The sequence below is a fragment of the uncultured Nocardioides sp. genome (genome assembly GCF_947488025.1).
Taxonomy (GTDB): Bacteria; Actinomycetota; Actinomycetes; order Propionibacteriales; family Nocardioidaceae; genus Nocardioides.
Window position 1 is genome coordinate 310,880 of the sequence record NZ_CANKYS010000001.1, and the last position, 22,836, is coordinate 333,715.

The 22,836-nt window shown below is 73.1% G+C and carries 23 protein-coding genes and 1 pseudogene; 16 read left to right on the top strand and 8 right to left on the bottom strand.

Going from position 1 to position 22,836, the window contains the following annotated elements; all coding sequences use genetic code 11:
• Nucleotides 1-34 precede the first annotated feature (34 nt).
• On the bottom strand, nt 35-1,141 hold the full coding sequence (locus tag Q1B24_RS01415) for a glycerophosphodiester phosphodiesterase (RefSeq protein WP_299922421.1): 1,107 nt from the start codon (nt 1,139-1,141) through the stop codon (nt 35-37).
• A gap of 64 nt (nt 1,142-1,205) precedes the next feature.
• The gene (locus Q1B24_RS01420) at nt 1,206-2,228 is read right to left on the bottom strand and encodes a glycerophosphodiester phosphodiesterase family protein (protein ID WP_299922423.1); all 1,023 of its coding nucleotides are present in this window, start codon (nt 2,226-2,228) and stop codon (nt 1,206-1,208) included.
• A 59-nt stretch (nt 2,229-2,287) separates the two neighbouring features.
• On the opposite strand from Q1B24_RS01420, the gene Q1B24_RS01425 reads away from it, so the two are divergent.
• A complete protein-coding gene (locus Q1B24_RS01425; RefSeq protein ID WP_299922425.1) occupies nt 2,288-2,848 on the top strand; it encodes a YbaK/EbsC family protein in 561 nt (186 codons plus the stop codon).
• 27 nt (nt 2,849-2,875) lie between these two features.
• On the opposite strand, the gene Q1B24_RS01430 is transcribed toward Q1B24_RS01425, so the two are convergent.
• The gene (locus Q1B24_RS01430; RefSeq protein WP_299922427.1) at nt 2,876-3,133 is read right to left on the bottom strand and encodes a hypothetical protein; all 258 of its coding nucleotides are present in this window, start codon (nt 3,131-3,133) and stop codon (nt 2,876-2,878) included.
• A gap of 149 nt (nt 3,134-3,282) precedes the next feature.
• Between Q1B24_RS01430 and Q1B24_RS01435 the strand changes: the two genes are divergently transcribed.
• The 5 genes from Q1B24_RS01435 (at nt 3,283) to Q1B24_RS01455 (ending at nt 10,912) form a co-directional block, all read left to right on the top strand.
• Nucleotides 3,283-7,512: a BTAD domain-containing putative transcriptional regulator gene (locus Q1B24_RS01435; protein WP_299922429.1), complete on the top strand. Its 4,230-nt coding sequence runs from the start codon at nt 3,283-3,285 to the stop codon at nt 7,510-7,512.
• A gap of 79 nt (nt 7,513-7,591) precedes the next feature.
• Nucleotides 7,592-8,632, top strand: a complete 1,041-nt coding sequence (locus Q1B24_RS01440) for an LLM class F420-dependent oxidoreductase (RefSeq protein WP_299922431.1) — start codon at nt 7,592-7,594, stop codon at nt 8,630-8,632.
• Nucleotides 8,620-9,525, top strand: coding sequence for an oxygenase MpaB family protein (locus Q1B24_RS01445; RefSeq protein ID WP_299922435.1), 906 nt, complete (start codon nt 8,620-8,622; stop codon nt 9,523-9,525). Before Q1B24_RS01440 ends, Q1B24_RS01445 begins: the two co-directional genes overlap by 13 nt.
• Nucleotides 9,518-10,666 carry an acyl-CoA dehydrogenase family protein gene (locus Q1B24_RS01450; protein WP_299922437.1) on the top strand — a complete coding sequence of 383 codons (1,149 nt, stop codon included), beginning with the start codon at nt 9,518-9,520 and terminating at the stop codon, nt 10,664-10,666. Before Q1B24_RS01445 ends, Q1B24_RS01450 begins: the two co-directional genes overlap by 8 nt.
• 30 nt (nt 10,667-10,696) lie before the next feature.
• Nucleotides 10,697-10,912: an amphi-Trp domain-containing protein gene (locus Q1B24_RS01455; protein WP_299922441.1), complete on the top strand. Its 216-nt coding sequence runs from the start codon at nt 10,697-10,699 to the stop codon at nt 10,910-10,912.
• On the opposite strand, the gene Q1B24_RS01460 is transcribed toward Q1B24_RS01455, so the two are convergent.
• Complete coding sequence (locus Q1B24_RS01460) at nt 10,902-11,789, bottom strand: alpha/beta hydrolase (protein ID WP_299922443.1); 888 nt, start codon at nt 11,787-11,789, stop codon at nt 10,902-10,904. The genes Q1B24_RS01455 and Q1B24_RS01460 overlap by 11 nt on opposite strands.
• 56 nt (nt 11,790-11,845) lie before the next feature.
• Here Q1B24_RS01460 and Q1B24_RS01465 point away from each other — a divergent pair, with 56 nt between their 5' ends.
• Genes Q1B24_RS01465 through Q1B24_RS01475 form a run of 3 tightly spaced genes read left to right on the top strand, consistent with a single transcriptional unit; the run spans nt 11,846 to nt 13,215 of the window.
• On the top strand, nt 11,846-12,613 hold the full coding sequence (locus tag Q1B24_RS01465) for a DinB family protein (RefSeq protein ID WP_299922445.1): 768 nt from the start codon (nt 11,846-11,848) through the stop codon (nt 12,611-12,613).
• 22 nt (nt 12,614-12,635) lie between these two features.
• Nucleotides 12,636-13,007, top strand: coding sequence for a hypothetical protein (locus tag Q1B24_RS01470; RefSeq protein WP_299922448.1), 372 nt, complete (start codon nt 12,636-12,638; stop codon nt 13,005-13,007).
• A 22-nt stretch (nt 13,008-13,029) separates the two neighbouring features.
• Entirely contained in the window at nt 13,030-13,215 is a 186-nt protein-coding gene (locus tag Q1B24_RS01475) for a hypothetical protein (protein ID WP_299922450.1), read from the top strand.
• Here Q1B24_RS01475 and Q1B24_RS01480 read toward each other — a convergent pair.
• Together Q1B24_RS01480 and Q1B24_RS01485 are read right to left on the bottom strand one after the other, a co-directional pair.
• Nucleotides 13,208-14,152, bottom strand: coding sequence for an FAD-dependent oxidoreductase (locus Q1B24_RS01480; protein ID WP_299922452.1), 945 nt, complete (start codon nt 14,150-14,152; stop codon nt 13,208-13,210). The two genes, Q1B24_RS01475 and Q1B24_RS01480, sit on opposite strands and share 8 nt — an antisense overlap.
• Nucleotides 14,149-15,366, bottom strand: a complete 1,218-nt coding sequence (locus Q1B24_RS01485) for an NAD(P)/FAD-dependent oxidoreductase (RefSeq protein ID WP_299922454.1) — start codon at nt 15,364-15,366, stop codon at nt 14,149-14,151. The genes Q1B24_RS01480 and Q1B24_RS01485 overlap by 4 nt, the downstream gene beginning before the upstream one ends.
• Before the next feature lie 361 nt (nt 15,367-15,727).
• Between Q1B24_RS01485 and Q1B24_RS01490 the strand changes: the two are divergent.
• The 4 genes and pseudogenes from Q1B24_RS01490 to Q1B24_RS01500 all read left to right on the top strand — a co-directional run.
• Nucleotides 15,728-16,555: pseudogene (locus tag Q1B24_RS01490) on the top strand (DUF222 domain-containing protein); the annotation flags it as partial.
• Between the two features lie 68 nt (nt 16,556-16,623).
• A complete protein-coding gene (locus Q1B24_RS21815) occupies nt 16,624-16,833 on the top strand; it encodes an HNH endonuclease signature motif containing protein (protein ID WP_366916413.1) in 210 nt (69 codons plus the stop codon).
• Between the two features lie 188 nt (nt 16,834-17,021).
• Nucleotides 17,022-18,632: a helicase gene (locus tag Q1B24_RS01495; RefSeq protein WP_299922456.1), complete on the top strand. Its 1,611-nt coding sequence runs from the start codon at nt 17,022-17,024 to the stop codon at nt 18,630-18,632.
• Nucleotides 18,633-18,636: 4 nt separating this feature from the next.
• On the top strand, nt 18,637-19,050 hold the full coding sequence (locus tag Q1B24_RS01500) for an HNH endonuclease signature motif containing protein (protein ID WP_299922458.1): 414 nt from the start codon (nt 18,637-18,639) through the stop codon (nt 19,048-19,050).
• On the opposite strand, the gene Q1B24_RS01505 is transcribed toward Q1B24_RS01500, so the two are convergent.
• Complete coding sequence (locus tag Q1B24_RS01505) at nt 19,010-19,291, bottom strand: hypothetical protein (protein ID WP_299922461.1); 282 nt, start codon at nt 19,289-19,291, stop codon at nt 19,010-19,012. The two genes, Q1B24_RS01500 and Q1B24_RS01505, sit on opposite strands and share 41 nt — an antisense overlap.
• Before the next feature lie 53 nt (nt 19,292-19,344).
• On the opposite strand from Q1B24_RS01505, the gene Q1B24_RS01510 reads away from it, so the two are divergent.
• The gene (locus Q1B24_RS01510) at nt 19,345-19,854 is read left to right on the top strand and encodes a metallophosphoesterase (RefSeq protein WP_299922463.1); all 510 of its coding nucleotides are present in this window, start codon (nt 19,345-19,347) and stop codon (nt 19,852-19,854) included.
• Here Q1B24_RS01510 and Q1B24_RS01515 read toward each other — a convergent pair.
• Nucleotides 19,814-19,984, bottom strand: a complete 171-nt coding sequence (locus tag Q1B24_RS01515; protein WP_299922465.1) for a hypothetical protein — start codon at nt 19,982-19,984, stop codon at nt 19,814-19,816. The genes Q1B24_RS01510 and Q1B24_RS01515 overlap by 41 nt on opposite strands.
• A gap of 142 nt (nt 19,985-20,126) precedes the next feature.
• On the opposite strand from Q1B24_RS01515, the gene Q1B24_RS01520 reads away from it, so the two are divergent.
• A complete protein-coding gene (locus Q1B24_RS01520) occupies nt 20,127-21,983 on the top strand; it encodes a long-chain fatty acid--CoA ligase (protein ID WP_299922467.1) in 1,857 nt (618 codons plus the stop codon).
• Nucleotides 21,980-22,831, top strand: coding sequence for a glycerophosphodiester phosphodiesterase family protein (locus tag Q1B24_RS01525; RefSeq protein WP_299922469.1), 852 nt, complete (start codon nt 21,980-21,982; stop codon nt 22,829-22,831). Before Q1B24_RS01520 ends, Q1B24_RS01525 begins: the two co-directional genes overlap by 4 nt.
• The last annotated feature ends 5 nt before the right edge of the window (nt 22,832-22,836 follow it).

Sequence of the window (22,836 nt, forward strand, 5' to 3'; positions counted from 1 at the left end):
TGACGAGCGTACGCCGGTGCGAGGCCGTGGCCCGTCACCCCTCGGCGAGCACCCCGGCGACCACGTCGGGGTTGTCGCTGAAGATCCCGTCGACACCCGCGTCGAGGAAGGCTCGCGCCTCCGCGGCCAGGTCACCGGGCGCGTTCGGGTCGGTGCCGATCCGGAAGTTGGTGGCCATGAACTGGTTCTCCCGGCGCAGGGTCCACACGTGCACGACCAGGCCCACGTCGTGGGCGTCGGGCACCACCGACGACGGCGCCCCGGTCCGGCCGGCGGCGTCGCGCGGGAGCACCAGGTTCTTCGCCGCGCCCAGGCCGTCGGCGTAGGTCGCGATCGCGGCCAGGCCGGCCGGCGTCACCATGGAGGCGTACGTCGTGCCGGGCAGGTCGGCGGGCCCGCCGGACGCGTCGACCAGCTGGGCCAGCGGCACGTCGACCATCGTGTCGAGCTCGCGGAGGTTGGTGACCTCGAAGGACTGGATGATCACCGGGTCGTCGGCGTCGGCCCACTTGCGCTTCTCCAGCGCGGCGACGAGCGGCTCCTCGAGCGAGAGCCCGATGGAGTCGAAGTAGGTCGGGTGCTTGGTCTCGGGATAGATGCCGACGCCCTCGCGGCGCGCCAGCTTGATGACCTGGTCGAGGGTCGGGATCCGCTCCTCGCCGTCGTACGCGGTGTTGCCGGGGCGTACCTGCGGGAGCCGTTCCTTCGCGCGCAGCGTGCGGAGCTCCCGGTAGGTGAAGTCCTCGGTGAACCAGCCGGTCACGGCGCGACCGTCGATGACCTTGGTGGTGCGGCGCTCGGCGAACTCGGGGTGGTCGGCGACGTCGGTGGTGCCGCCGATCTCGTTCTCGTGGCGGGCGACGAGCACGCCGTCCTTGGTGGCGACGAGGTCGGGCTCGATGTAGTCGGCCCCCTGCTCGATGGCGAGCTCGTAGGCGGCAAGCGTGTGCTCCGGGCGGTAGCCCGACGCGCCGCGGTGGCCGACGAGCACGGGCTCGCCGACGGAGGGCTCGACGGCGGAGGGCTTCGCGCCGGCGGCGGGTGCCGCGGTGGCGGGCGCGCCGCTGGCCGCGAGCGGCGCGAGGGTGGTCAGTGCAGTGGCGAGGGCCAGCCCGAGGCCGGCACGTGTCCGAAATGTCATGCCGGAGAGCCAACCGGCGCAGGACGGCGGACCGCGGTCGATGCGGTGAACGACCCGTGAACCCTCAGCCGACAGCGATCGCCGCGGGCTCGCGGAGCACGGCCAGCGCGGCCTCGGGATGGTCGGTGATGACCCCGTCGACCCCGGCGGCGAGCAGCGCGCGCACCTCCCCCGCCATGTCTCCGAGGGCGTCGGGCGCGTCGCCGCGGCGCAGGTTGGTCGGCAGGAAGCGGTTCTCGGCCCGCACCGTCCAGGCGTGCACGGTCAGGCCACGACGGTGGGCGTCGCGGACGAGCGTCGACGGTGCGCCGATCGCCCCCGCGGCGTCGCGGGGCAGCACGAGGGAGGTGTGGGCGCCGAGGCCGTCGGCGTACTCGTCGATGTCGTCGAGCTCCTCGGGCGTCAGCCGGTGCCCGCGGTCGAGCAGCTGCAGGACGGGCAGCCGGGTCCGCGCGGCGAGGCGGCGCAGGACGGGCGCCTCGAAGGACATCAGGGTCACCCGGGCCCACGGGTGGTCGAGGCCCTGGCGGGCGAGCTCGCGCAGCAGCGGCACGTCCAGCGGCAGGCCCACCGCGTCGTGGTGGGCGGCGTGCTTGAGCTCGAGCGCCACCCCCACCGGGCGGCCGCGGCGGAGCGCCTCCGCACCGACCATCGCCAGCACCTCGGTGAGCGTCGGCACCCCCTCCACACCGTCGTACGCCGTGTTGGCGGGCCGGGTGCCCGGCATCCGCTCGCGTGCGGCGAGCGTCTTGAGCTCCGCGACGGTGAGGTCCTGGACGAACCAGCCGTGCTGCTCCACACCGTCGACGACCAGGGTGCGGCGCAGGTGGGCGAGGTCGGCACGATCGGCCACGTCGGTCGTCGCGCTGAGCTCGAGGTCGTGGCGCGCGACGAGCACCCCGTCGCTGGTGGCGACGAGGTCGAGCTCGATGTCGTCGACGCCCATCCGGATCGCGGTCCGATAGGCCTCCAGGGTGTGCTCGGGACGGTGCCCGCTGGCGCCGCGGTGCGCAACCACGGCGGGGGTGGGGACCAACGACGAGGTCCTCCAGTGCCAACCCGGGGCGGCCTCGCGGGTCACCGTCATGGCACCACGCTGCATGAGCACGGGGACCGCACGGTGGTGACGCGATGACGTCAGGGTGAATGCCGCATGATGACCGCGTGACGCTCCCGAGCTTCCCGTCCCTGACGTCCCTGCCCGCAGCCGAGCACGCCGGCCTGGTCGCCGCGCCCGTCGCCGCGGCGCTCGCCGCCTGGCCCGGTGCGGCCGAGGTGGCCGTCGTCGAGATCGACCCCGACCTCGCCGACACCGCCGCGATGAGCGAGGCCTACGACATCCCGATGACGGCGAGCGGCAACTGCGTCGTCGTCGCGGGCGCGCGGGCCGGCGACGAACGGATCGCCGCGTGCGTGGTCCGCGCCGACACCCGCGCCGACGTCAACACGCTCGTGCGCAAGATGCTCGACGTGCGCAAGGCGTCCTTCCTGGCGATGGATCGCGCGGTCGCGGAGACCGGCATGGAGTACGGCGGCATCACCCCGGTGGGGCTCCCCGCGGGGTGGCGCGTGCTGGTCCACGAGGCACTGCTCGACGAGCCCGTCGTCGTGCTCGGCAGCGGCGTACGACGCTCCAAGCTGCTCGTGCCCGGGCGCGTGCTCGCCGACCTGCCCAGCGCGGAGGTGGTCCCCGACCTGGGCCGGTGACCTGCGCACGGTGAGTGCGGCCTTGCCTCACCTGTGCGGCTCGAGCTCGTCGTCGAACCTCATGCGGTTGCGGGTGCCGCCGGTGGGCGCGTCGCTGGGGCACGGGCGCACCGCCGCGCGGGTGTTGCAGGCCGGCTCGTAGTGCTTGACCTCGGGCTCGGGCAGCTGCACCCCGATGTCCTGGGACGGAGGCTGCACCTCCTCCCCGCAGGCGGCGGTGGCAAGCCCCGCGGCAGCGACGGTGGTCGCCACCAGGAAGGTGCGAACTGCAAGGGTGATGGTCATGGTCGTGTCCTCTCGAACGGTGGTGACGCCGGACGGGGCGCCCGACCCGTACGACGTTCCGACGGGGCGGTATCCGGCGGGCCCGTCCGCGGTATCCGTGCGGTATCCGCCCCGTTGACGCCGCGTCCGACGGGGAGCACGGTGGCGGTGTGGGCATCCAGGTCCTCGGTCCGTTGGCCGTGGACGGCTCGGGACGTCTCGGTCCGCGCGACCGTGTCGTGCTCCAGGCCCTGACCGTCCGTCAGGGACGATCCGTCACGTCCGACGAGCTGGCGGACGCGCTCTGGGGCGACAGCCCGCCGGCGTCTGCCCACAAGAACCTGCAGTCGTGCATCGTCCGGCTCCGCAAGGCACTCGGCGCCGACGCCATCGAGACCACGGGCGACGGCTACCGGCTCCGGGCCCGTGCCGACGACGTGGACGCCCAGCGGTTCGAGGCAGAGGTGGCACGAGGCCGCGAGCTCCTCGCGCTGGGTGAGGCGGACCGAGCCTCGTTCCTGCTGGAGAAGGCGCTCGAGCTGTGGCGCGGGCGGGCCTTCGTGGACCTCGTCGAGTGGCCGCCCGCCCGGCGGGAGTCCGATCGTCTCGAGGAGCTCCGCCGGGATGCCGAGGAGCTCCTGCTGGACGCGCAGCTCCGTGGCGGCCACGCCCGCGAGGCCCTCCCCCGCGCCTACGAGATGGTCCGTGCCGCCCCGATGCGGGAGCGCCGTTGGGAGCTCCTCGCCCTGGCCCAGTACCGCACAGGTGCCCAGGGCGAGGCGCTGCGCACCATCCGGCAGCTCCGCACGGTCCTGGTTCGTGAGCTGGGCATCGACCCGGCGCCGGAGGTCGCCGCCCTCGAGCAGTCGATCCTGCGTCAGGACCCCTCGCTGCGACACGACGAGGCGTCCGTGGCGGTGCCCACCTGCCCGTGGCAGGGACTGCAGGCCTACGACGTCACCGAGGCGGACCGGTTCTTCGGGCGCGAGGAGGAGATCGAGACCTGCCTGGCCATCCTCGACCGTCAGGGCCTGCTCGCCCTGGTCGGCCCATCGGGGTCGGGCAAGTCGTCGCTGATGCGGGCCGGCCTGGGCGCTCGGCTCCGCCAGCGCGGCACGGCGCTGGTGACGATCACCCCGGGCCGGTACCCGGTGCAGGCCCTGTCGGCCCTCAGCCCGGCCCGTCCCGGTGACGCCCTCTTCGTGGACCAGGCAGAAGAGCTGTTCACGCTGTGCGAGGACCCGGTCGAGGCCCGCACCTTCCTGGACGCGCTGGTCGGGGAAGCGGACAGCCGGCCCGTCGTGGTGGCGCTGCGTGCCGACCGGCTCGCCGACCTGACGGCCCACGCCGCCTTCAGCCGGCTCGTCGAGCGCGGCCTCTACCTCGTCGGCGGGCTCGAGGAGGGCGGCCTCCGCCTCGCGGTGACCGGCCCCGCCCGTCAGGCCGGGCTGATCCTCGAGCCCGGGCTGGTCGACCTCCTCGTCACCGAGGTCCGCGACGACCCCGGCGCCCTGCCGCTCCTCTCGCACGCGCTGCTGGAGACGTGGAAGCGGCGTGAGGGGAGCACCCTCACCGTCGATGGCTACCGGGCCAGCGGCGGGATCCACGGCGCGGTGGCGCAGTCGGCCGAGCGTCTCTACGCCCGGGTCGAGCCCGACCTGCGCGAGGCGCTGCGCGACCTCGTGCTGCGCCTGCTCTCCCCCGGGCCTGAGGGGGAGCCGGTGCGCACCCGGGTCCCCCGGCGTCTCGTCGGCACGGACGCCGCGCGCGACCGGCTGATCGAGATGCTCGTCTCGGCGCGGCTCGTCACCAGCGACGACGGCGTCCTGGAGATCACCCATGAGTCCCTCGCCCGAGCCTGGCCGCGCCTGCGCGGGTGGCTGGAGGACGACGTCGACGGCCGTCGGATCCTGCATCACCTGAGCTCGACAGCGGATGCGTGGGACAGCCTGGGCCGGCCGGACAGCGAGCTCTACCGTGGCGTCCGGCTGACCCGCGCGCTGGACTGGCGGGCGCGCACCGGCGCCACGCTGACCGTGGTCGAGCGCGACTTCCTCGCGGCCTCCCGCGCGCAGGCCGACATCGAGGAGCAGAGCGCGGTCACCCGCGCGCGCGAGCAGGCCCGCCTGATCTCGCGCCTCCGACAGGTGCTCGCCGGGGCCGTCGTGCTGCTCCTGCTCGCAGCCGCCGGCGCGGGTGTCGCCCTGTTCCAGTGGGACCGGGCCGACGACAACGCGGCCGCGGCAGCAGCCTCGGAGATCCAGGCCGTCGCCCGCCGCGCCGGTGCGAGCGCGCTGGTCACCGGCAACGTCGACACCTCCCTGCTCCTCGCCGTCGCAGGCACCCGTCTGGACCCCGGCACGGGCACCGCGAGCAGCCTGCTCGCCGCCATCGGCAAGCGGCCCGAGCTCTTCGCCTCGACCCCCATCGAGGGTGACCTCCCGCTGGGGATCGACGCGAGCGCCGACGGGAAGTACGTCGCGATCCTCGACGAGTCGCACCACCTCCGCCTCTACGACGCGAGCACCGGAAGGCTCGTCGGTGATCGGCAGGAGGGCGCTCCGGTGGTCACCTTGGGCGCCCAGGTGGGAAGGCAGGTGGAGTTCAGCCCGGACGGCCGCTGGCTGGCTGTGTCGTGGACCCCCGCCAGTGGCCAGGTGCTCGAGCTGCTCTCGGTGCCCACCCTCGAGCCGGCACCCACGTTGCGCGGCCTGCCGGGTCGCGGGTGGCAGGTCACCGACCTGTCGTTCAGTGGCGACGCGAGCCACTTCACCGCGGGTCTGCAGAGGACGGCGGACGTGGGTGCCTCCCGGATCCGCGGCGCGGCGCTCGTGTGGGACCTCCAGAGCGGGGCCGCGCCCCGCCGCTTCCGGTTCATCGGCAAGGTCCTCCCGCAGGTCGCGCTCGACGAGCGCGGGGAGGTCCTCTTCACGTCCCACCCCCTGACCCGACGCTCGGTGGCCACCGGCGCCTCTCGCGTGCTCGTCCCGCGCGACTGGTTCTGGTCCCTCGCAGTGCTCCCCGACGGTGACGTCCTCGGTATCGACAACAACACCCCGACCCGGGTCGACGGGTCCAGCGGGGAGGTCCTGACCAGGTACCCCTCCGAGGGCTCCTTCTTGATGAGCCTGCGGGTCCGTCCCGACGGGCGGAGGTTCATCGTGGTCAGCTCGGACGAGCGCGAGGTGCGGGAGTGGAAGGTCGTCGACGCGAAGGAGCCTCGCGGAATCTTCTCCCTCGACCGCGGCAACGCCAACGCCGTCGACTACTCCGCCGACGGGACGTTCGTCCATGCGTCAGGTCGGGGTGGCACCGCCCTGCGCCGCTGGGACCTCACCGGGGAGAGGGGCTACGTGTCGACCGTGCCGACGTCCTCAGGCTGGAGCGGCCAGTTCGGGGTCATGGCCTCGGACGGCCAGCGATCCGTGGTGCTGGCCGACGGCGGATGGGTCCTCTCCGACTACCGCACGGGCAGGGTCGGCGTGATACCCGGGCCCGGGGGCTTCCGGCACACCTACGGCGCCTTCCACCCCGACGGGCAGCACTTCGCGACCGCGGCGGGGCCACGGGTCGAGGTGTGGGACGGCGCCGGGAAGCCGACCGGCCAGCAGGCGGTGTTTCCCTCCGGGAAGCTCACCGAGCTCGACTACACCCCCGACGGGAGCCGCCTCGCCGTGGCCGAGCTCGACGGGACCATCACCCTGCTGGACGGTGACTCACTCGAGCGGGTGGGCACGCCGGTCGAGATGGATGAGCCCGTGTCCTGGGTCGTCGCACGCCCGGACGGGCGCACGGCTGTGGTCCTCCTCGGCGGCGGCCCAGCTTCCGGCAACTTCGTGCTCCCGAGCGTCGGCTGGGCGCTAGTCGACCTGGTGGACGGTGTCGTGGTGCGACGAGGGACGCTGGGGATGAGGTACGGGCACTGGCTGGACGTGTCACCCGACGGCACGCGCGCCGTCATCGGCGGCGGGGAGTACGGGGACGCCGCCCAGGCCGGCGACCGAGCCGACGTGGAGGTCATCGACCTGTCCACGGGCCGCCAGGTCGCACCGGCGCGGGAGTGGGGCGGCAACCCCAGGTCGCAGGTGATCTTCTCCCCGGACGGGACCCGGCTGCTGTCGTCGAGCCCCAACGGCCTGGTCGCCGTGTGGGACGCCGGGACAGTGACCCCCACCTCGACCATCGCCCTGCCGCTGGCCGTCGCGGCGAGCGGCGCCTTCCTGCCGGACGGCCGCACGGCACGCTTCCTCGACTGGTCCACCGGGATGGCCTACGACTGGGACCTCTCGACCGACAGCGCCGTCGAGTTCGCCTGCCGCGCGGTCGGCCGCGACCTCACGCGGGAGGAGTGGACCGAGAACTTCGGCGACCTGGCCTACCGCGAGACCTGCCCCCAGTAGGGCTCAGTCGCGGCGTTCGGCTGGTCGCCGACACACACCACCCTTGCCGTCGTGACAGTGCCACTGTCACAGTTGAGGCATGCGTCTCGCCACCCTGCTGATGTACGACGGCAACCCGCGCAAGGCCGCCGACGAGGTGGTCGCGCTGGAGCGGGCGGGGCTCGACAGCGTGTGGGTCGCGGAGGCCTACGGCTTCGACGCGCCCACGCTGATGGGCTACCTGGCCGCCCGCACCGAGACCGTGCAGATCGGCTCCGGCATCCTCAACATCTACTCCCGCACGCCGGGCGCCCTGCTCCAGACCGCGGCCGGGCTCGACAACGTCAGCCAGGGACGAGCCATCCTCGGTCTCGGCGTCAGCGGGCCGCAGGTCATCGAGGGCTTCCATGGCGTGCCCTACCGCAAGCCGATGGCGCGCACGGCCGAGGTCGTCGACATCATCCGGCGCGGTCTCAAGCGGGAGCCGCTGTCCGCCGACGGCGAGTTCCACCTGCCGCTCGACAAGGAGCACGGCGCGGTCACCGGGCTCGGCAAGCCGATCAAGCTGCTGACCCGACCCGAGCGCGACACCATCCCGATCTGGATCGCCGCGCTGGGCCCGAAGAACGTCGCGCAGACCGCCGAGATCGCCGACGGCTGGATCCCCCACCTCTTCCACCCGGAGAAGGCGCACGTGGTCTGGGGCGACGCGCTCGCCGCCGGCACCGCCAAGCGGCTCGACGGACTCGGCCCGCTCCAGGTGATGGCCGGCGGCATGGTCGCGATCGGGGAAGGCCCCGACACCACGTCGCTCCTCGACTTCGCGCGTCCGGTCTTCGCGCTCTACGTCGGCGGGATGGGCGCGAAGGGCAAGAACTTCTACAACGACGTCGCCCGCGCCTACGGCTACGAGAAGGAGGCCGAGGAGATCCAGGACCTCTACCTCGCCGGCAAGAAGCGACAGGCCGAGGCCCTCGTCCCGACCGAGTGGCTCGAGGCGGCCAACCTCGTCGGCCCGGCGTCGTACGTCAAGGAGCGCATCGCCGCCTTCCGCGAGGCCGGCGTCACCGACCTCAACATCACGCCCGTCTCCGAGGACCCCGCAGCCACCGTCGCACAGGTGAAGGAATGGGTGTCCTGAGCCTCGTCCACGCGCCGGGCCGCTTCGCCAACCTCCGTCGGATCCGGTCCCTGGACCCGGAGGTCGACCACGACGAGATCCTGCGCCTGACCGCCCGCTTCGAGTTCCCCTGGGACTACTCGCAGGGCACGGGCATCGCGTTCATGCGCGACTACGGCATCCCGTCGATCGCCGCCCTCCTCGACCGCACCCGCGAGTTCGAGGACCACGGCACCAAGCGCTACGACGACACCATCCTCATCGGCGACGAGGCCACCCTCGACGGCATCGACTCGTCGCGCTCGCACGCCGCGCTGCGCCGGCTCAACCGCATCCACGGCCACTACGACATCCCCGACCGCGAGCTGGCCTACGTCCTCGCCACGACCATCGTCGGGCCGGTCCGCTGGATCGATGCCTACGGCTGGCGCCGCCTCGACCCGATCGAGCTCGCCGCGATCACCAGGGTGACCACGCGCTTCGGCGAGCTGATGGGGATCAAGGGCCTGCCGACGACGTACGACGGCTACCTGGCGCTGCTCGTCGACCACGAGCGTCGGTACTTCGCCCACACCCCGGCGGCGACGCGGTTGGCGGAGGCGTCGATCCGGGTCGCGAAGGAGATCGCCCCTCCCCCGCTCCGCCCGCTGACGCGCCGGGTCACCATCGCGGTGATGGACGAGCGGCTGCGCGAGGCCCTCGGCCTCCCGCGCCAGCCACGGTGGTTCGTCCGCGCCGTGCGTGGGGGGCTGCGGCTGCGCGGACGGCTGCTGCGGTTCGCTCTCCCGCGCCGCACGGCGTACGTCCACCGCCCGACGACCTACCCGCACGGCCACCGGCTCGAGGACCTCGGCCCGCTGTCCATGCTCGACGAGCTCAACGCATCCGCCCACCGAGAGGGATCCCATGCCTGACCGCCCCAGCATCCTCGAGCAGGAGCACGAGGACTTCCGCGCCGTCGCACGCGCCTTCTTCGACAAGGAGGTCGCGCCGCACCACGCCGCCTGGGAGGAGGCAGGTGTCGTCGACCGCGAGGTGTGGCGCAAGGCCGGCGAGCGGGGGCTGCTGTGCTTCGACGTCGACGAGGCCTACGGCGGGCCGGGCATCAAGGACTTCCGCTACAACATGGTGCTCGCCGAGGAGTCGGCACGGGCGGGGGCGTCGGGCCCGGGCTTCGCCGTGCACACCGACATCATCGTCCCCTACATCTCCTCGCTGGGCACCGAGGAGCAGAAGCAGCGCTGGCTGCCGGGCTGCGTCTCCGGCGACCTCGTCACCGCCATCGCGATGACCGAGCCGGGCGCGGGCTCCGACCTCCAGGGCATCCGCACCACGGCCGTCGACGCGGGCGACCACTACGTCCTCAACGGCTCGAAGACCTTCATCTCCAACGGCATCCTGTCCGACCTGGTCGTCGTGGTCTGCCGCACGAATCCGGACGCCGGCCACCAGGGCATCTCGCTGCTCGTCGTCGAGCGCGGCATGGAGGGCTTCGAGCGCGGCCGCAACCTCGCCAAGATGGGCCTGCACGCACAGGACACCGCCGAGCTGTCCTTCACCGACGTACGGGTGCCGAAGGAGAACCTCCTCGGCGCCGAGGGCTCCGGCTTCGTCTCGCTGATGGAGAACTTGCCGCAGGAGCGCATCTCGATCGGCTGCATCGCCGTCGCCGCGATCGAGCACGTGCTGGACCTGTGCTTGGCCTACGCCAAGGAGCGCGAGGCCTTCGGCAGGCCGATCGGGAAGTTCCAGCACAACCGCTTCGTGCTGGCCGAGATGGCCACCGAGGCCCACATCGCGCGGGTGTTCATCAACGACTGCGTGCTGCGGCTCAACGCCGGGGAGGTCGACACCGCGCTGGCGTCGATGGCGAAGTGGTGGACCACCGAGCTGCAGAAGCGGGTCGTCGACGCCGGCGTGCAGCTGCACGGCGGCTACGGCTACATGGACGAGTACCCGATCTCCAAGGCCTACACCGACTCGCGCATCCAGACGATCTACGGCGGCACCACCGAGATCCAGAAGGAGATCATCGGACGGATGCTGGGGCTGTAGATCGTCGGCCGCAGTCGTTAGGTTCGGGGCATGGACCTCTTCGAGATGGACGAGACGCAGACCATGACCCGCGAGGAGGCCGCCGCCCGGCTGCGTGCCCTCGCCGACTCGCTCGCCAAGCACAACTCCGTCGAGTTCACCCGGCAGGGCGGCCGCGTCACGGTGGCCGTGCCCGACGAGGTGCGGCTCAAGGTGGAGGTCGAGCTCGGCGACGACAACGAGGTCGAGATCGAGCTCACCTGGTAGCGAGCACCTCGCGCAGCCGCGCGGCGAACTCGTCCGGCTTGCCCGTCTGGCCGTACTCGCCGCCGAGGAAGCCGTTGTGCCCGCCGGGGAAGACGACCGGCTCGACGCCCAGCTCACGCGCGACGGCGTATCCGGCCCGTCCGGCGATCTCGCCGTCCTCGGGTCCGCCCGACTCCTCCCCCACTCCGAGCACCACGCGGGTGGGAGCGGCACGGACGGCCTCGAGGTCGGGGACGCGGGTGCATCCCTCGCCCCGCATGTTGGCCATGAGGCCGTCGTTGCGCGAGCCGTCGTCCTCGGTCGGCAGGCCGAACACCGCCGGGTCCGGGACGGGTTCGTCGCCCGTCCACTCACCGCGGTGCATCACCAGGCTGATGAAGCGGGCCATCCCGGGGCCGATGCCGGCAGTGTCGTAGGCCGCCACCAGCTCGTCGCACGCCCTGCCGATGGCAGCGCCGTCGGGCAGGAGCGGGGCCATCGGAGGCTCGTGGGCCACCAGGATGCGTACGTCGTCGGGGTGCGCCGCGACGAGGAAGAGCGCGTTGACCGCGGCACCGGACGAGGCGAACAGGTCCACCGGGCCGACGCCGAGCGCCTGGACGAGGGCGTGCAGGTCCTCGGCGTGCTGCTCGGGCGTGACTGCTGCGGTGTCGTCCTCGCGCGTGCTCCGGCCCACGTTGCGCGGGTCGGTCAGCACGAGCACGCGGCCGTCGAGCCTCGACGCGAGGCTACCGAAGCCGGTGCTGTCCATCGGCGAGCCCGCCAGCACGAGTGGCGGGGACTCGGGCGTGGCGTCGGCGAGGTCGCCGACGACGTCGAAGGACAGGAGGGCGCCGGGAACCGCGACGGTGCCGGGCGTGCGGGGTGCATCGGTCATGGCGCCATCATCGAACCGGTCGCGGATCGTCCGCAACGCCTCCTAGCCTCGCGTCCATGACCGACTTCACCGAGCAGGACCTCAGCGGCTCGACGTTCCGCCGGGTCGACCTCTCCGACGCCCAGCTGCACGACGTCGACCTGAGCCGCGCGCGTGTGCGCGCGGCGTACCTCGACGGGGTGCGGATGACCGGCGTCGAGGCGCCGGACCTCGAGATCCACGGCGAGCTGGGCCGGCTCGTCGTCAACGGCGTCGACGTGGTCCCCCTCGTCGAGGCGGAGCTCGACCGGCGGATGCCCGAGCGCTCCCTGATGCGTCCCACCGACGCCGACGGATTCCGCGAGGCCTTCGTCACCCTCGACCGACTGTGGGCCGGGACCGTCGACCGGGCTCGGGGGCTGCCGCCCGCGTTGTTGCACGAGCGGGTCGACGGCGAGTGGTCCTTCGTCGAGACGCTGCGCCACCTCGGGTTCGCGCACGCCTGCTGGGTCGGCGGTGTCGTGCTCGCCGACCCCGCCCCGTGGCACCCCCTGGACCTGCCGTGGGACGAGGCACCGGCCGTCGACGGCGTGCCGTGGGACCGCGACGTACGCCCCTCCCTGGACGAGGTGCTCGTCGTGCGGGCGCAGCGCCGGGCCACGGTGGCCGAGGTGCTCGCGAACCTCACCGACGACGGGCTCAGGCGGCCTGTCACCTCGGCCACTGCGTTCCTCCGCGACGCCGAGTCCCTCACGGTCGCCGACTGCCTGCGGGTGGTCCTCAACGAGGAGTGGGAGCACCGGCTGTACGCCGAGCGCGACCTCGCGGTGCTGGCCGCGCGGTGACTCGCTGCCGCAGACTGGGCGGGTGAGCGACACCGAGACCCTGGGCGTGCGCCTGGCCCGCGCCATCGCCGCGAAGGACGAGGCGGCCCTGCGCGCCGTGCTGGCCGACGACGTCGACTTCCGCGGACTGACCCCCGGCCGGACGTGGGAGGGCACCGGGCCCGACGCGGTCGTGGAGACGGTGTTCGGGGCGTGGTTCGAGCCGGCGGACGAGATCGAGCGGGTCGTGGACGTCTCCGAGCGCGACGACGTCGCCGACACCTCGCACGTCAGCTACCGCTTCGACCTCGCCACGCCGGGCGGTTCCTACGTCGCCGAGCAGCAGGCCTACTACCGGGGGACGGACGTCATCGAGCACCTCCGCGTGATGTGCTCCGGCTTCCGGCCGAGGTGACGCACCGCTCCTCGGGTCACGGGTGGAGATGATGCGGGCCTACGCCGAGACCGAGCGGTGCCGCACCGCCTTCATGCTCGGCTACTTCGGCGTCGGCACGGTCACCGACGTCGAGGAGGACCGCATCACGGTGCTGTTCGAGGACGAGGGCTACCGCACCCTGGCGCTCGACCTGGTCGAGGAGCGGGGACTGCTCGAGGTCACGTGAGCCGCGCCGCCAGCGCCCGCCCCAGGCGTACGCCGGACAGCCAGGCGGTCTCGACCTTCGGCGCCGCGCCCCACCCGTCGCCGCACACCCCGACCGGACGGTCGCCCTCGACGAGGGCATAGGGCTCCTCGCGTCGACCTGTCGGGCGGGCGAAGGTCCAGCGGTGGACGTGGACGTCCTCGGGCTCGCCGACGTCGAGCAGTCGCCGGACTGCCTGCACCGCGGCGGGCGCTGCCCCGGCCGGGTCGTCGAGGTGGCGCGCGGCCAGCTCGGGCGTGGTGTGGGCGACCAGCACGGGTGCGTCGTCGCCGCGGCGCCGGCCGTCGTCGGCGATCCAGCCGACGTCGGGGTCGCCGTTCACGAAGGCACCGTCGAACCGGACCGTCGGGCTCACCGGGTCCCACGTGCGGGCGGACCACCGCGCGGCGACGGCGAGGACCGGCTCCCACTCCCGGTCGAGGACCGCCGCGACGGGGTGGTCGCCCACCAGCCGCCGGGCCTGGGGATCGGGCATGGCGAGCACCACCGCGTCTGCCTCGAGCTCGTCCAGCGCCCCGACCTCGCGGCGCTTGACGCCCAGGCCGGCGGCCAGGTCCTCGACGAGCGACCGCAGGCCGTGGGGCGCGCCCCATCGCACGGGGCCGGGCTTGCTGTCCGCCTCCCCGTCGCCCAGGGCGGTGAACGTGTCGGTCCACTCGTGGGCGAGGCCGCGGGCAGCCCAGTCGTCGACGACGGCGGCGAACCCGGGATCGCTCACGGTGAGGTAGGACGCGCCCAGGTCGACCCGGCGCTCCCACAGGGTGCGGGCAGCCATCCGGCCGCCGGGCACGTGACCCCGGTCGACGACCGTGGTGTCGACACCCGCCGCGCGGAGCTCACGGGCGCACGCCACGCCCGCGAGGCCCGCACCGACGACGACCACCCGTCGCCCGCTCACAGCAGGGACTCCGCCGCGCGCTGGCCGCTGACGAGCGCGCCCTGGATCGAGCCGGTGTCGCGGTGGTCGCCGCAGACGACGAGGTCGCCGTGACGCACCGGACGGGCCGCGCTGAACGGCGTCGGCTGCGCCGGGAGGGCGTGGGGCACCTCGTGGCGGGCGACGACCTCCCACCCGGCCGGGTCGACCCCGAGCAGGTCGCCTGCGTGGCGCCGCATGGCGTCGGTGTCGTGGCCGTCCCGCAGCAGGGCCGAGCCCTGGACGAGGTGCCGTCCCGGTGGACCGTACGACGGTGCGGCGCGCGAGACAACGGCGGCGTTGACCAGCGGCCCGGCGGGCGTCCGCCGCGCGTCGACGTGGAGCAGGTCGGCGTCGGGCGCCGTGGAGGCCGACCACCACACGGTGACGACGCCCTTGGTCGCCGGCACGGGCAGACCGGTGAGCTCGGCCGCCTCCGGCGCGCCGGTGGCGACGACGACGTGGTCGGCGGTCCACCTGCCGTCGTCGGTCTCGACCGACGTGCCGCTGACGCGACGCGCAGGCTGACCGAGCCGCACCCGGTCGCCGAGCGTGCCCGCGAGCTGGGCCGGGAGGGCCTGCATGCCGTCCCTCGGCAGGGCCGGGACCCCGCGGACGAACATCCAGGTGAGCAGCAGGGCGAAGCGGTCGGCGGTGCTGCCGTCGTCCTCGAGCAGCACACCGGCGAAGAAGCGGTCGACCACGCGTCGCAGCAGCCCGTCCACGCCGGCCCCGTCCAGCGCCGTACGCCGGTCGACGTCGGCGCGTGCCTCGAGCACGTCGACCAGCTCGCGCACGGGACGCGGTCTCAGCAGCGGGGCCGCCCAGCGCGCGAGCGCGGCGACCTCCCGCGGGCGCCGTACCGCGGTGCGGAGCGACGCGGGGACCAGCGCCGGGTTGCGGAGCGGGTGCCCCAGCAGGTCCAGGCCCGTCTCGGTGCGTACCGCGACGCCGGCGCCGAACGGCTGCAGGCCGAGGGCGTCGACGTCGACCCACCGGCGTACGGCCGGGTAGGCGGGGTTGAGCAGCTGGAAGCCTCGATCCACGAGGAACCCGTCGACGCGGTCGGTGCGGATGCGCCCGCCCACCCCGTCGGAGGCCTCGAGGACCACGACGTCCCGTCCGGCCTCGGCCAGCGCCTGGGCGCACCGCAGGCCGGCCAGCCCGGCGCCCACGACCACCACGTCGGCTCTCATGCGGTGACCCTAGGTGAGGCGCCCAACGCACGCCGGTCAGTTCGGGTCTGACTGCGCGCTGCTCCTCGCCGAGGCGGAGGGCTCAGGCCACCACCAACGGCTACCGCTGAACCGAGTGTGCGAACACACGTGCGGATAGTGTCTTCGGCGACCAGGCTGTCCGTGAACTCCTGGATGGGAGTGTGCTACGAGGGCCTCGGCCCAGTTGGCGTCCTGGTGACGACCCGTTGACCTGCCGCGATTGCGCGCGGCGTGGAACCGTCGTCGAAGGAGGCCGCCCGTGACACCTCACCCGATCATCGCTGCGGCCTGCGACGTCCGCGCGTCATTCAAAGGCGTCGCCGACGCGAACCCGACGTTCATGACGACGAGTGAGAAGGCGAGCGCGTTGGTCGAGCTCGCGGCTGCGGAGGCGCAGCTGGCCGAGCTGCGGCTGCGGATCCTCACCGACGCCGGTGATCTGGCTGAGGCGACGGCCGCCCGTGATGCTGCCGGCTGGCTGGCGCAGCACACCCGCTCCTCGTACGCCGACGCACGCGCCGACCTGCGCCTGGCCCAGGCACTGGACCGCGACCGGCCCGCCCTGGCGGCGGCGATGCGCGACGGCGCGGCATCGCTGGCGCAGGCCCGGGTGATCGAGCGAGCACTCGGTGCGCTGCCCGCGGCCGTGGACGCCGAGACCGTCGCACTGGCAGAGAAGCACCTCGTCGACCACGCAGGCGAGTTCGGGCCGAAGGAGCTCGCCCGCATCGGGCGACGCATCCTCGACGTCATCGCCCCCCACCTCGCCGAAGCCGCTGAGGCCGCCCGGCTGGCCGACCTCGAAGCCCACGCCGCCGAGAAGACCCGCCTCACGATGCGCCGCCTCGGTGACGGCACCACCCGCGTCTCCTCCCGCGTCCCCGATGCCGCCGCGACCCGCCTCGCGACCATCCTCGAAGCCTTCACCAACCCCCGAGTCGAGCGGGACCGCGAAGCCCGCGTGACGCGCGACCCTCACGCGACAGCGGGCGACCCGGTCGCCCGACTCGCCTACCCCAAGCGGATGGGCCAGGCGTTCGTCCAGCTCCTCGAGACCCTCGACCCCACCCGCCTGCCCGTCCACGGCGGGGACGCCACCACCCTCGTCGTCACCATCGACCTCGAGTCGCTGAAGGCCGACCTCGCCACCGCCGACCTCATCGGCGCCGGCCTCGTCCCGGGAGACGAGGCCGGCGGTGACGCCTCTTCACCCCCGCCCAACGCAAGGCACTCCTCATCCGCGACAAGACCTGTCGCGCCGAAGGCTGCGACACCCCCGGCACCTGGTGCGAGGCCCACCACCTCGATCCCTGGCAACCCGGCGGACCCACCGACCTCGACAACGGCGTCCTGCTCTGCCACCACCACCATCACCGGATCCACGACCCCGCCTACCGCACCGAACGCCTCCCCAACGGCGACCACCGCTTCCACCGACGCAGATAGGCCGGTGGCGGCGGACGTGGGCGAGCCGCACCAGTTCGCGTCCGAGACCCCGATACCGTCCGGTGGTGGCCAGCTCTCGACGATCCGGCGCACGCCGACGCAGCGCGTCCTCGCGCCGGAGCGGCGCGCGACAGCACCAGCGGCCGTTGCCGGTCGCCGGTCCGGGCGAGCGGCTGTGGGTGCTCGACGTGCCCTACGGGACCCAGGTCGACGGCGCCAGCTGGCACCCGGCACTCAAGACCCACCTCCACGTCGGGCGCACCCTGCCGGCGCACCTCGCGCCCTACTCTCCCGGGCCCTACACGCTGGGGCGGTTCGTCGAGAACACCCTCAATCCTGACGACCCGACCCCCGACCCCGAGCCGACCGACGCGCTCGAGCCGCGACGCATCCAGTTCGAGGCAGCCGATGCGATCGCCGCGCGCGCCGCGGCGGGCGGGCGGCAGTTCCTGCTCGCCGACGAGCCGGGCGTGGGCAAGACGATCTCCGCAGTGCTCGGGGCGACGGCGGTGGGCGACCTCCGCGGTGCGCAGCGGGTGCTCGTCGTCGCCGACCGGCCGGCCGCGATCACGATCGGCCACTGGTGCCGCACGATCACGGCGCTGGGGCACGGCGGCCTGGAGTGGGTCGTGATCACGTGGGACCGCCTGGACAAGGTCACGGACCACACCTGGGACGTGATCATCGCCGACGAGGCCCATGCCCTGCGGCGTACGACGACGAAGCGGTGGAAGCTGTGGGCGCGGATCTCCGGGCACGGCAAGCCGCACGACCAGGCGCCGTTCGTCATCGCGACCACCGCGACGCCCGGACACACGCCGCTGGAGCTGCCCTACCTGGCTCCGGCGTATGCGCAGGTCCTCGGCGAGTCGATGCGGGAGTGGACCTCGGCGACGAAGCCGGCGGACACGTTCGCCAGCGCCCTCGAGCGCCACGGCGTCGGGATGGAGCGGGGACGCTACGGCGCGACGTGGACCACCGATCCGGCGCGCCGTGCGGCGGACCTCAAGCTCGTACGCGGCTGGCTCGACGAGGAGCGGCCCGCAGCGATGCTGCACCGAGCCGCGCCGTGGGGCCCGGTGCCGATCTCCGGCATGCCCGTCACGCTGACGCCGGCGGAGCGGGCGGCGTACGAGGCCGAGTGGGGAGAGTTCTGCCGCGAGATGGACATCGCCCGGCGCGGCCGCAACGTCGCCAAGGGACGGGCCGCACTGCTGCGCTTCCGGCAGAAGGCCGGCCTCATCCGCGTCGACTCGACGGTCGACTGGATCGCCCAGCAGGCCCAGGCGGAGCGGCAGGTGGCGTGCTCGGTCGAGTTCGTCGCGACCGCCGCCGACCCGATCGCCGACCGGCTGCGCGACTCCGGCATCGAGGTCGCCACGATCTACGGCCGCGACCGGTTCGAGCCGGAGGCGGAGCGGCTCCGGTTCCAGACCGGGCAGGCGAGAGTCTGCGTCTTCACCACGGTCGCCTCGATCAGCCTGCACGCCGGCGAGACCCTCGCCGACGGCCGCAGCGCGAGCACGGAGCCGCGGGTCGGTGTCTTCCACCAGGCCCGCTTCTCGGGCATCGCCGGACGACAGGTGACCGGTCGCACCCACCGCGACCACCAGGTCTCGCCGTGGCACATCGCCTATGCCGAAGGGACCGTCGAGGAGCAGGTCGGCAAGGTGATGGTGGAGCGGATCGCCGCGGCCTCCGACACCGTGGGCAGCGACACCACCGGCCTCGCCGACCTCGCCCAGCTCCTCGGGGCCGACTGGCTGCCCGTCACCACCCTGACCGAGGACGGTGCCTGAGCCCGTGCCAGCGTCCCGCACCCGCCGAGCCCGGGCGTCCCGGAAGCGCCAGCGGCGGATGGCGAGCGTCGAGCACGACCTCAGCCCGAGCGAGTGGACCGCGTTGCAGGAGGCATGGGGCGGGTGCGCCTACTGCGGCGCGACGGGCGGGTCGTTGCAGAAGGACTGCGTGCTGCCGATCTCCCGCGGTGGTCGCTACACGCTGCTCAACGTCGTGCCGGCCTGCGCGTCGTGCAACGCGAGCAAGTGCAACGACGAGGTGACCGGCTGGCTGCGGCGCAAGCGGCTCGACGAGCGCGCCTTCCTCGTCCGCCTCGCGACGGTGCAGGCCGAGCTGCGGCAGCCGGAGCCGCCGCACGCAGTTGCTGAGGAGGCGCCTACAGCGGCGCGTCCGCCGGGACGATCCGGAGCACGCTGAGCGTCCCGGCCTCCCGGCCCACCACGACCTTCACCCCGTCGAGCCGCTCGAGGGCGGCGCGTACGTCGTCGACCTCGAGGCGGGTGTCGACGGCGATGTCGGCGTCGCGGATCGGCACGGCCGTCTCGGGCCACTCGGACGAGTCGACCTCGAAGGGGTCGAAGTCGGTCTGGGCCGCCGACCACAGCTGGAGCGCGGACTCGGCGACCATGTCGTCGGTGGTGGACTGATCGGTGGTCATGCGTCGACGGTACCCATTCGCGCGCAGCCGGCCGGAGCCGGTTGACTGACCGGATGGCCACCCGACTCCTGCTCCTGGCGGACACGCACGTGCCCAAGCGCGCCCGCGACCTGCCGGCCGAGGTGTGGCGGGCCGTCGAGAAGGCCGACGTCGTGGTCCACGCGGGCGACTGGGTCGACGTACGACTCCTCGACGAGCTCCAGGCGCGCTCCGCCCGGCTGGTCGCCTGCTGGGGCAACAACGACCACGGCGAGCTGCGCGAGCGGCTGCCCGAGGTCGCGCGCACCGAGGTCGAGGGCGTGCGCCTCGGTGTCGTCCACGAGACCGGTCAGGCCAAGGGGCGCGAGGAGCGCATGAGCGCCGAGTACGCCGACCTCGACGTGCTGGTCTTCGGCCACAGCCACATCCCGTGGGACACCGTCACCGCGACCGGGCTGCGGCTGCTCAACCCCGGCTCCCCCACCGACCGGCGACGCCAGCCGCACTGCACCTACCTGACCGCGACGGCCGCGGGCGGCGAGCTCAGCGACGTCGTCCTGCACCGGCTGCCGCCACGGAGGTAGGCGCCCAGCCGCGGTCCTCGGTCGTCGCGGACGTGATGCCCTGGCGCCACTGGGCGAGGGCGACGATCGACGCCCCCACCACGACGAACCACGTGACGAGGTGGAAGAAGCCGTCGGCCAGCGTGTTCACCTCGAGGCCCCGGTAGCAGCGGACGGAGGCTCACCCACGGAGGTCGACATGGGACCCGGTACCCATGGCCCCTAGCCAGCACACGCCCGGCGCTCCATGATGTGACCCCCGCCACACGAGCGACCCACCCCGAGGAGCCGGAATGACCGCGACCGAGACCGCCCCCGACGTCCTGGCCGTGCGCGAGGACTACGAGGCCCGCATCCTCGGCCTCCACATGCCGGCCACCGTGCGGCAGGCAGCGGAGAAGTACGGCGACCTGCCCGCCTTCTCCGACAAGTTCGACGTGCCGGAGGGCCAGACCTGGTCGACCATCACCTGGAGCGAGACGTGGGAGCTGACCCGCCGGGTGGCCGCGGCGCTGATCGACCTCGGTGTGGAGCCCGGCGACCCGGTCGCGATCATGGCCGCCAACCGCACCGCCCACACGCTGGCCGACTACGGCGCCATGACCGCGGCCGCGGTGCCGATGTCGATCTACAACACGCTCGCCCAGGACCAGGTCGCCTTCATCGCCGGTGAGTCGCGCCCGGTGGTGGTGGTGCTCGAGGACCACGACCGCTACCAGCGGTGGGAGAAGGCCCTCGACGAGGTCGACTCGATCCGCCACGTCGTGATGCTCGCCGACACCGACCGCGTCGACGACCCGCGGGTGATGACGTGGGACGACCTCCTTGCGCGGGGCGAGGACACCGGACGCGTCGACGAGCGGATGGAGCGGATCACGCCCGACCTCCCGGCGACCTTCCTCTACACCTCCGGCACGACGGGCAACCCCAAGGGCGTGGTGCTCACCCACCACAACGTCATGTACGAGGCCGTCTCCACCCTCGACGCCGGCGGCCTGCACGGCCCGCAGCGCACGATCAGCTACCTCCCGCTCGCCCACATCGCCGAGCGCATCCTGGCGACGTACGCTCCCCCCTTCCTGGGCAGCCACGTGCACGCGATCCCCGACCCCGCCGGCCTGCTCGGCGCACTCGGAGAGGTGCACCCCACGGCGTTCTTCGGCGTCCCGCGCGTGTGGGAGAAGATCAAGACCGGCATCTCGGCCAAGCTCGCCGAGGACCCCGACCCCGCCAACCAGAAGCTCGTCACCGACGCGATGGCCGCCGGACTCGCCTGGACGCAGGCCCACGAGTACGGCAACGAGATGACGCCGGAGGTCGAGGAGGCCTACGCCAAGGCCGACGAGGCGATCCTCGGCTTCCTCCGCCTGCTGCTCGGCCTCGACCAGGTGACGTGGGCCGCGAGCGCCGCGGCGCCGATGCCGCTGGAGGTCGCGAAGTTCATGGGCGGCCTCGGCCTGCAGGTGTACGACGTCTACGGCATGACCGAGACGACCGGGGCCTTCACCTCCAACGGACCCGACGCGTTCAAGCTGGGCACGGTCGGACGACCCAACCCCGGCATCGAGGTGCGGCTCGCCGAGGACGGCGAGATCCTGTGCCGCGGCCCGGTCAACACCCCCGGCTACTACAAGCAGGAGGGGGCGACCCGCAACCTCATCGACGAGGACGGCTGGATCCGCACCGGCGACATCGGCACCGTCGACGACGACGGCTTCTACTCGGTCGTCGACCGCAAGAAGGAGCTGATCATCACCTCCGCGGGCAAGAACATCGCGCCCTCCAACATCGAGAACTACCTCAAGGAGTCGCCGATCGTCGGTCACGCGATGGCCCTCGGCGACGACCGCTCCTACGTCGTCGCGATCCTCACCCTCGACGGGGAGATCGCCCCGCTCGTGGCCGCGAAGATGGGCATCGAGTTCACCGACCTCGCCGACCTGTCGCAGAAGCCCGAGATCCGGGCGATGGCGCAGGCCGCCGTCGACAAGGCCAACGAGCGCCTCTCCCGGCCGGAGCAGGTCAAGGCCTGGGAGCTGCTGCCCGACGAGTGGACGGCCGAGTCCGAGGAGCTCACTCCGACGCTCAAGCTCAAGCGCCGCGTCGTGCGGACCAAGTACGCCGACGTGGTGGACAAGCTCTACACGTGACGTTCGACGCTCCACCCGTGCACGTCTTCGACGTCGAAGCCCACCGCGGCGGCGCCGGGCTCTGGCCCGAGAACACGCTCGAGGCCTTCGGTCGCGCCCTCGCGCTGGGGGTCACCACCCTCGAGCTCGACGTCCACCTCACCGCCGAGGACGACGTCGTGGTCCACCACGACCCGACCGTCGCCGACGCAAGGCGCATCCGCGAGCTGACCCGGGCCGACCTCCCGCCGACGATGCCGCTGCTGCGGCAGGTCGCCGCGCTGCTCGACGAGCGCGGCGCCGACCCGGTGCGGGTCAACCTGGAGGTCAAGTACGACGCCCTCGACGCCAGTGGGCTGACCACCCGGGAGGCCTTCGTCGAGCGGGTCGTCGACGCACTGCGGATCGACGGCCTGGTCCCCCGCACCAGCATCCAGTGCTTCGACTGGGGCGTGCTCGACCGCGTCGGCGACGCCGAGCCGGGCCTCGCGCGCAACCTGCTCGTGAGCCCGAAGTACCTCCGCGACACCGAGGGTGCCCCGTCGCCGTGGTTCGACGGGCTCCCCGTCGCCGACGACTTCATCGCGACCGCCGCGCAGCAGGGCTTCACGGCGATCTCCCCGATCCACGGGTCGCCCTTCCGCTCCGGCGTGGCCGACCCGGGCTACACGCCCTTCACGACGGCGGCGCTCGTCGAGGCCGCCCATGCAGCCGGACTCGCGGTCGTCCCCTACGTCGTCGACGACCCCCCGACCATGCGGCACCTCGTGGGCCTGGGGGCCGATGGGCTGATCACCAACCGGCCCGACCTGCTGCGGGAGGTGCTGGCGAGCGAGGGTCGCGACCTGCCGGCCCCGTTCCCCGGCTGACGCAA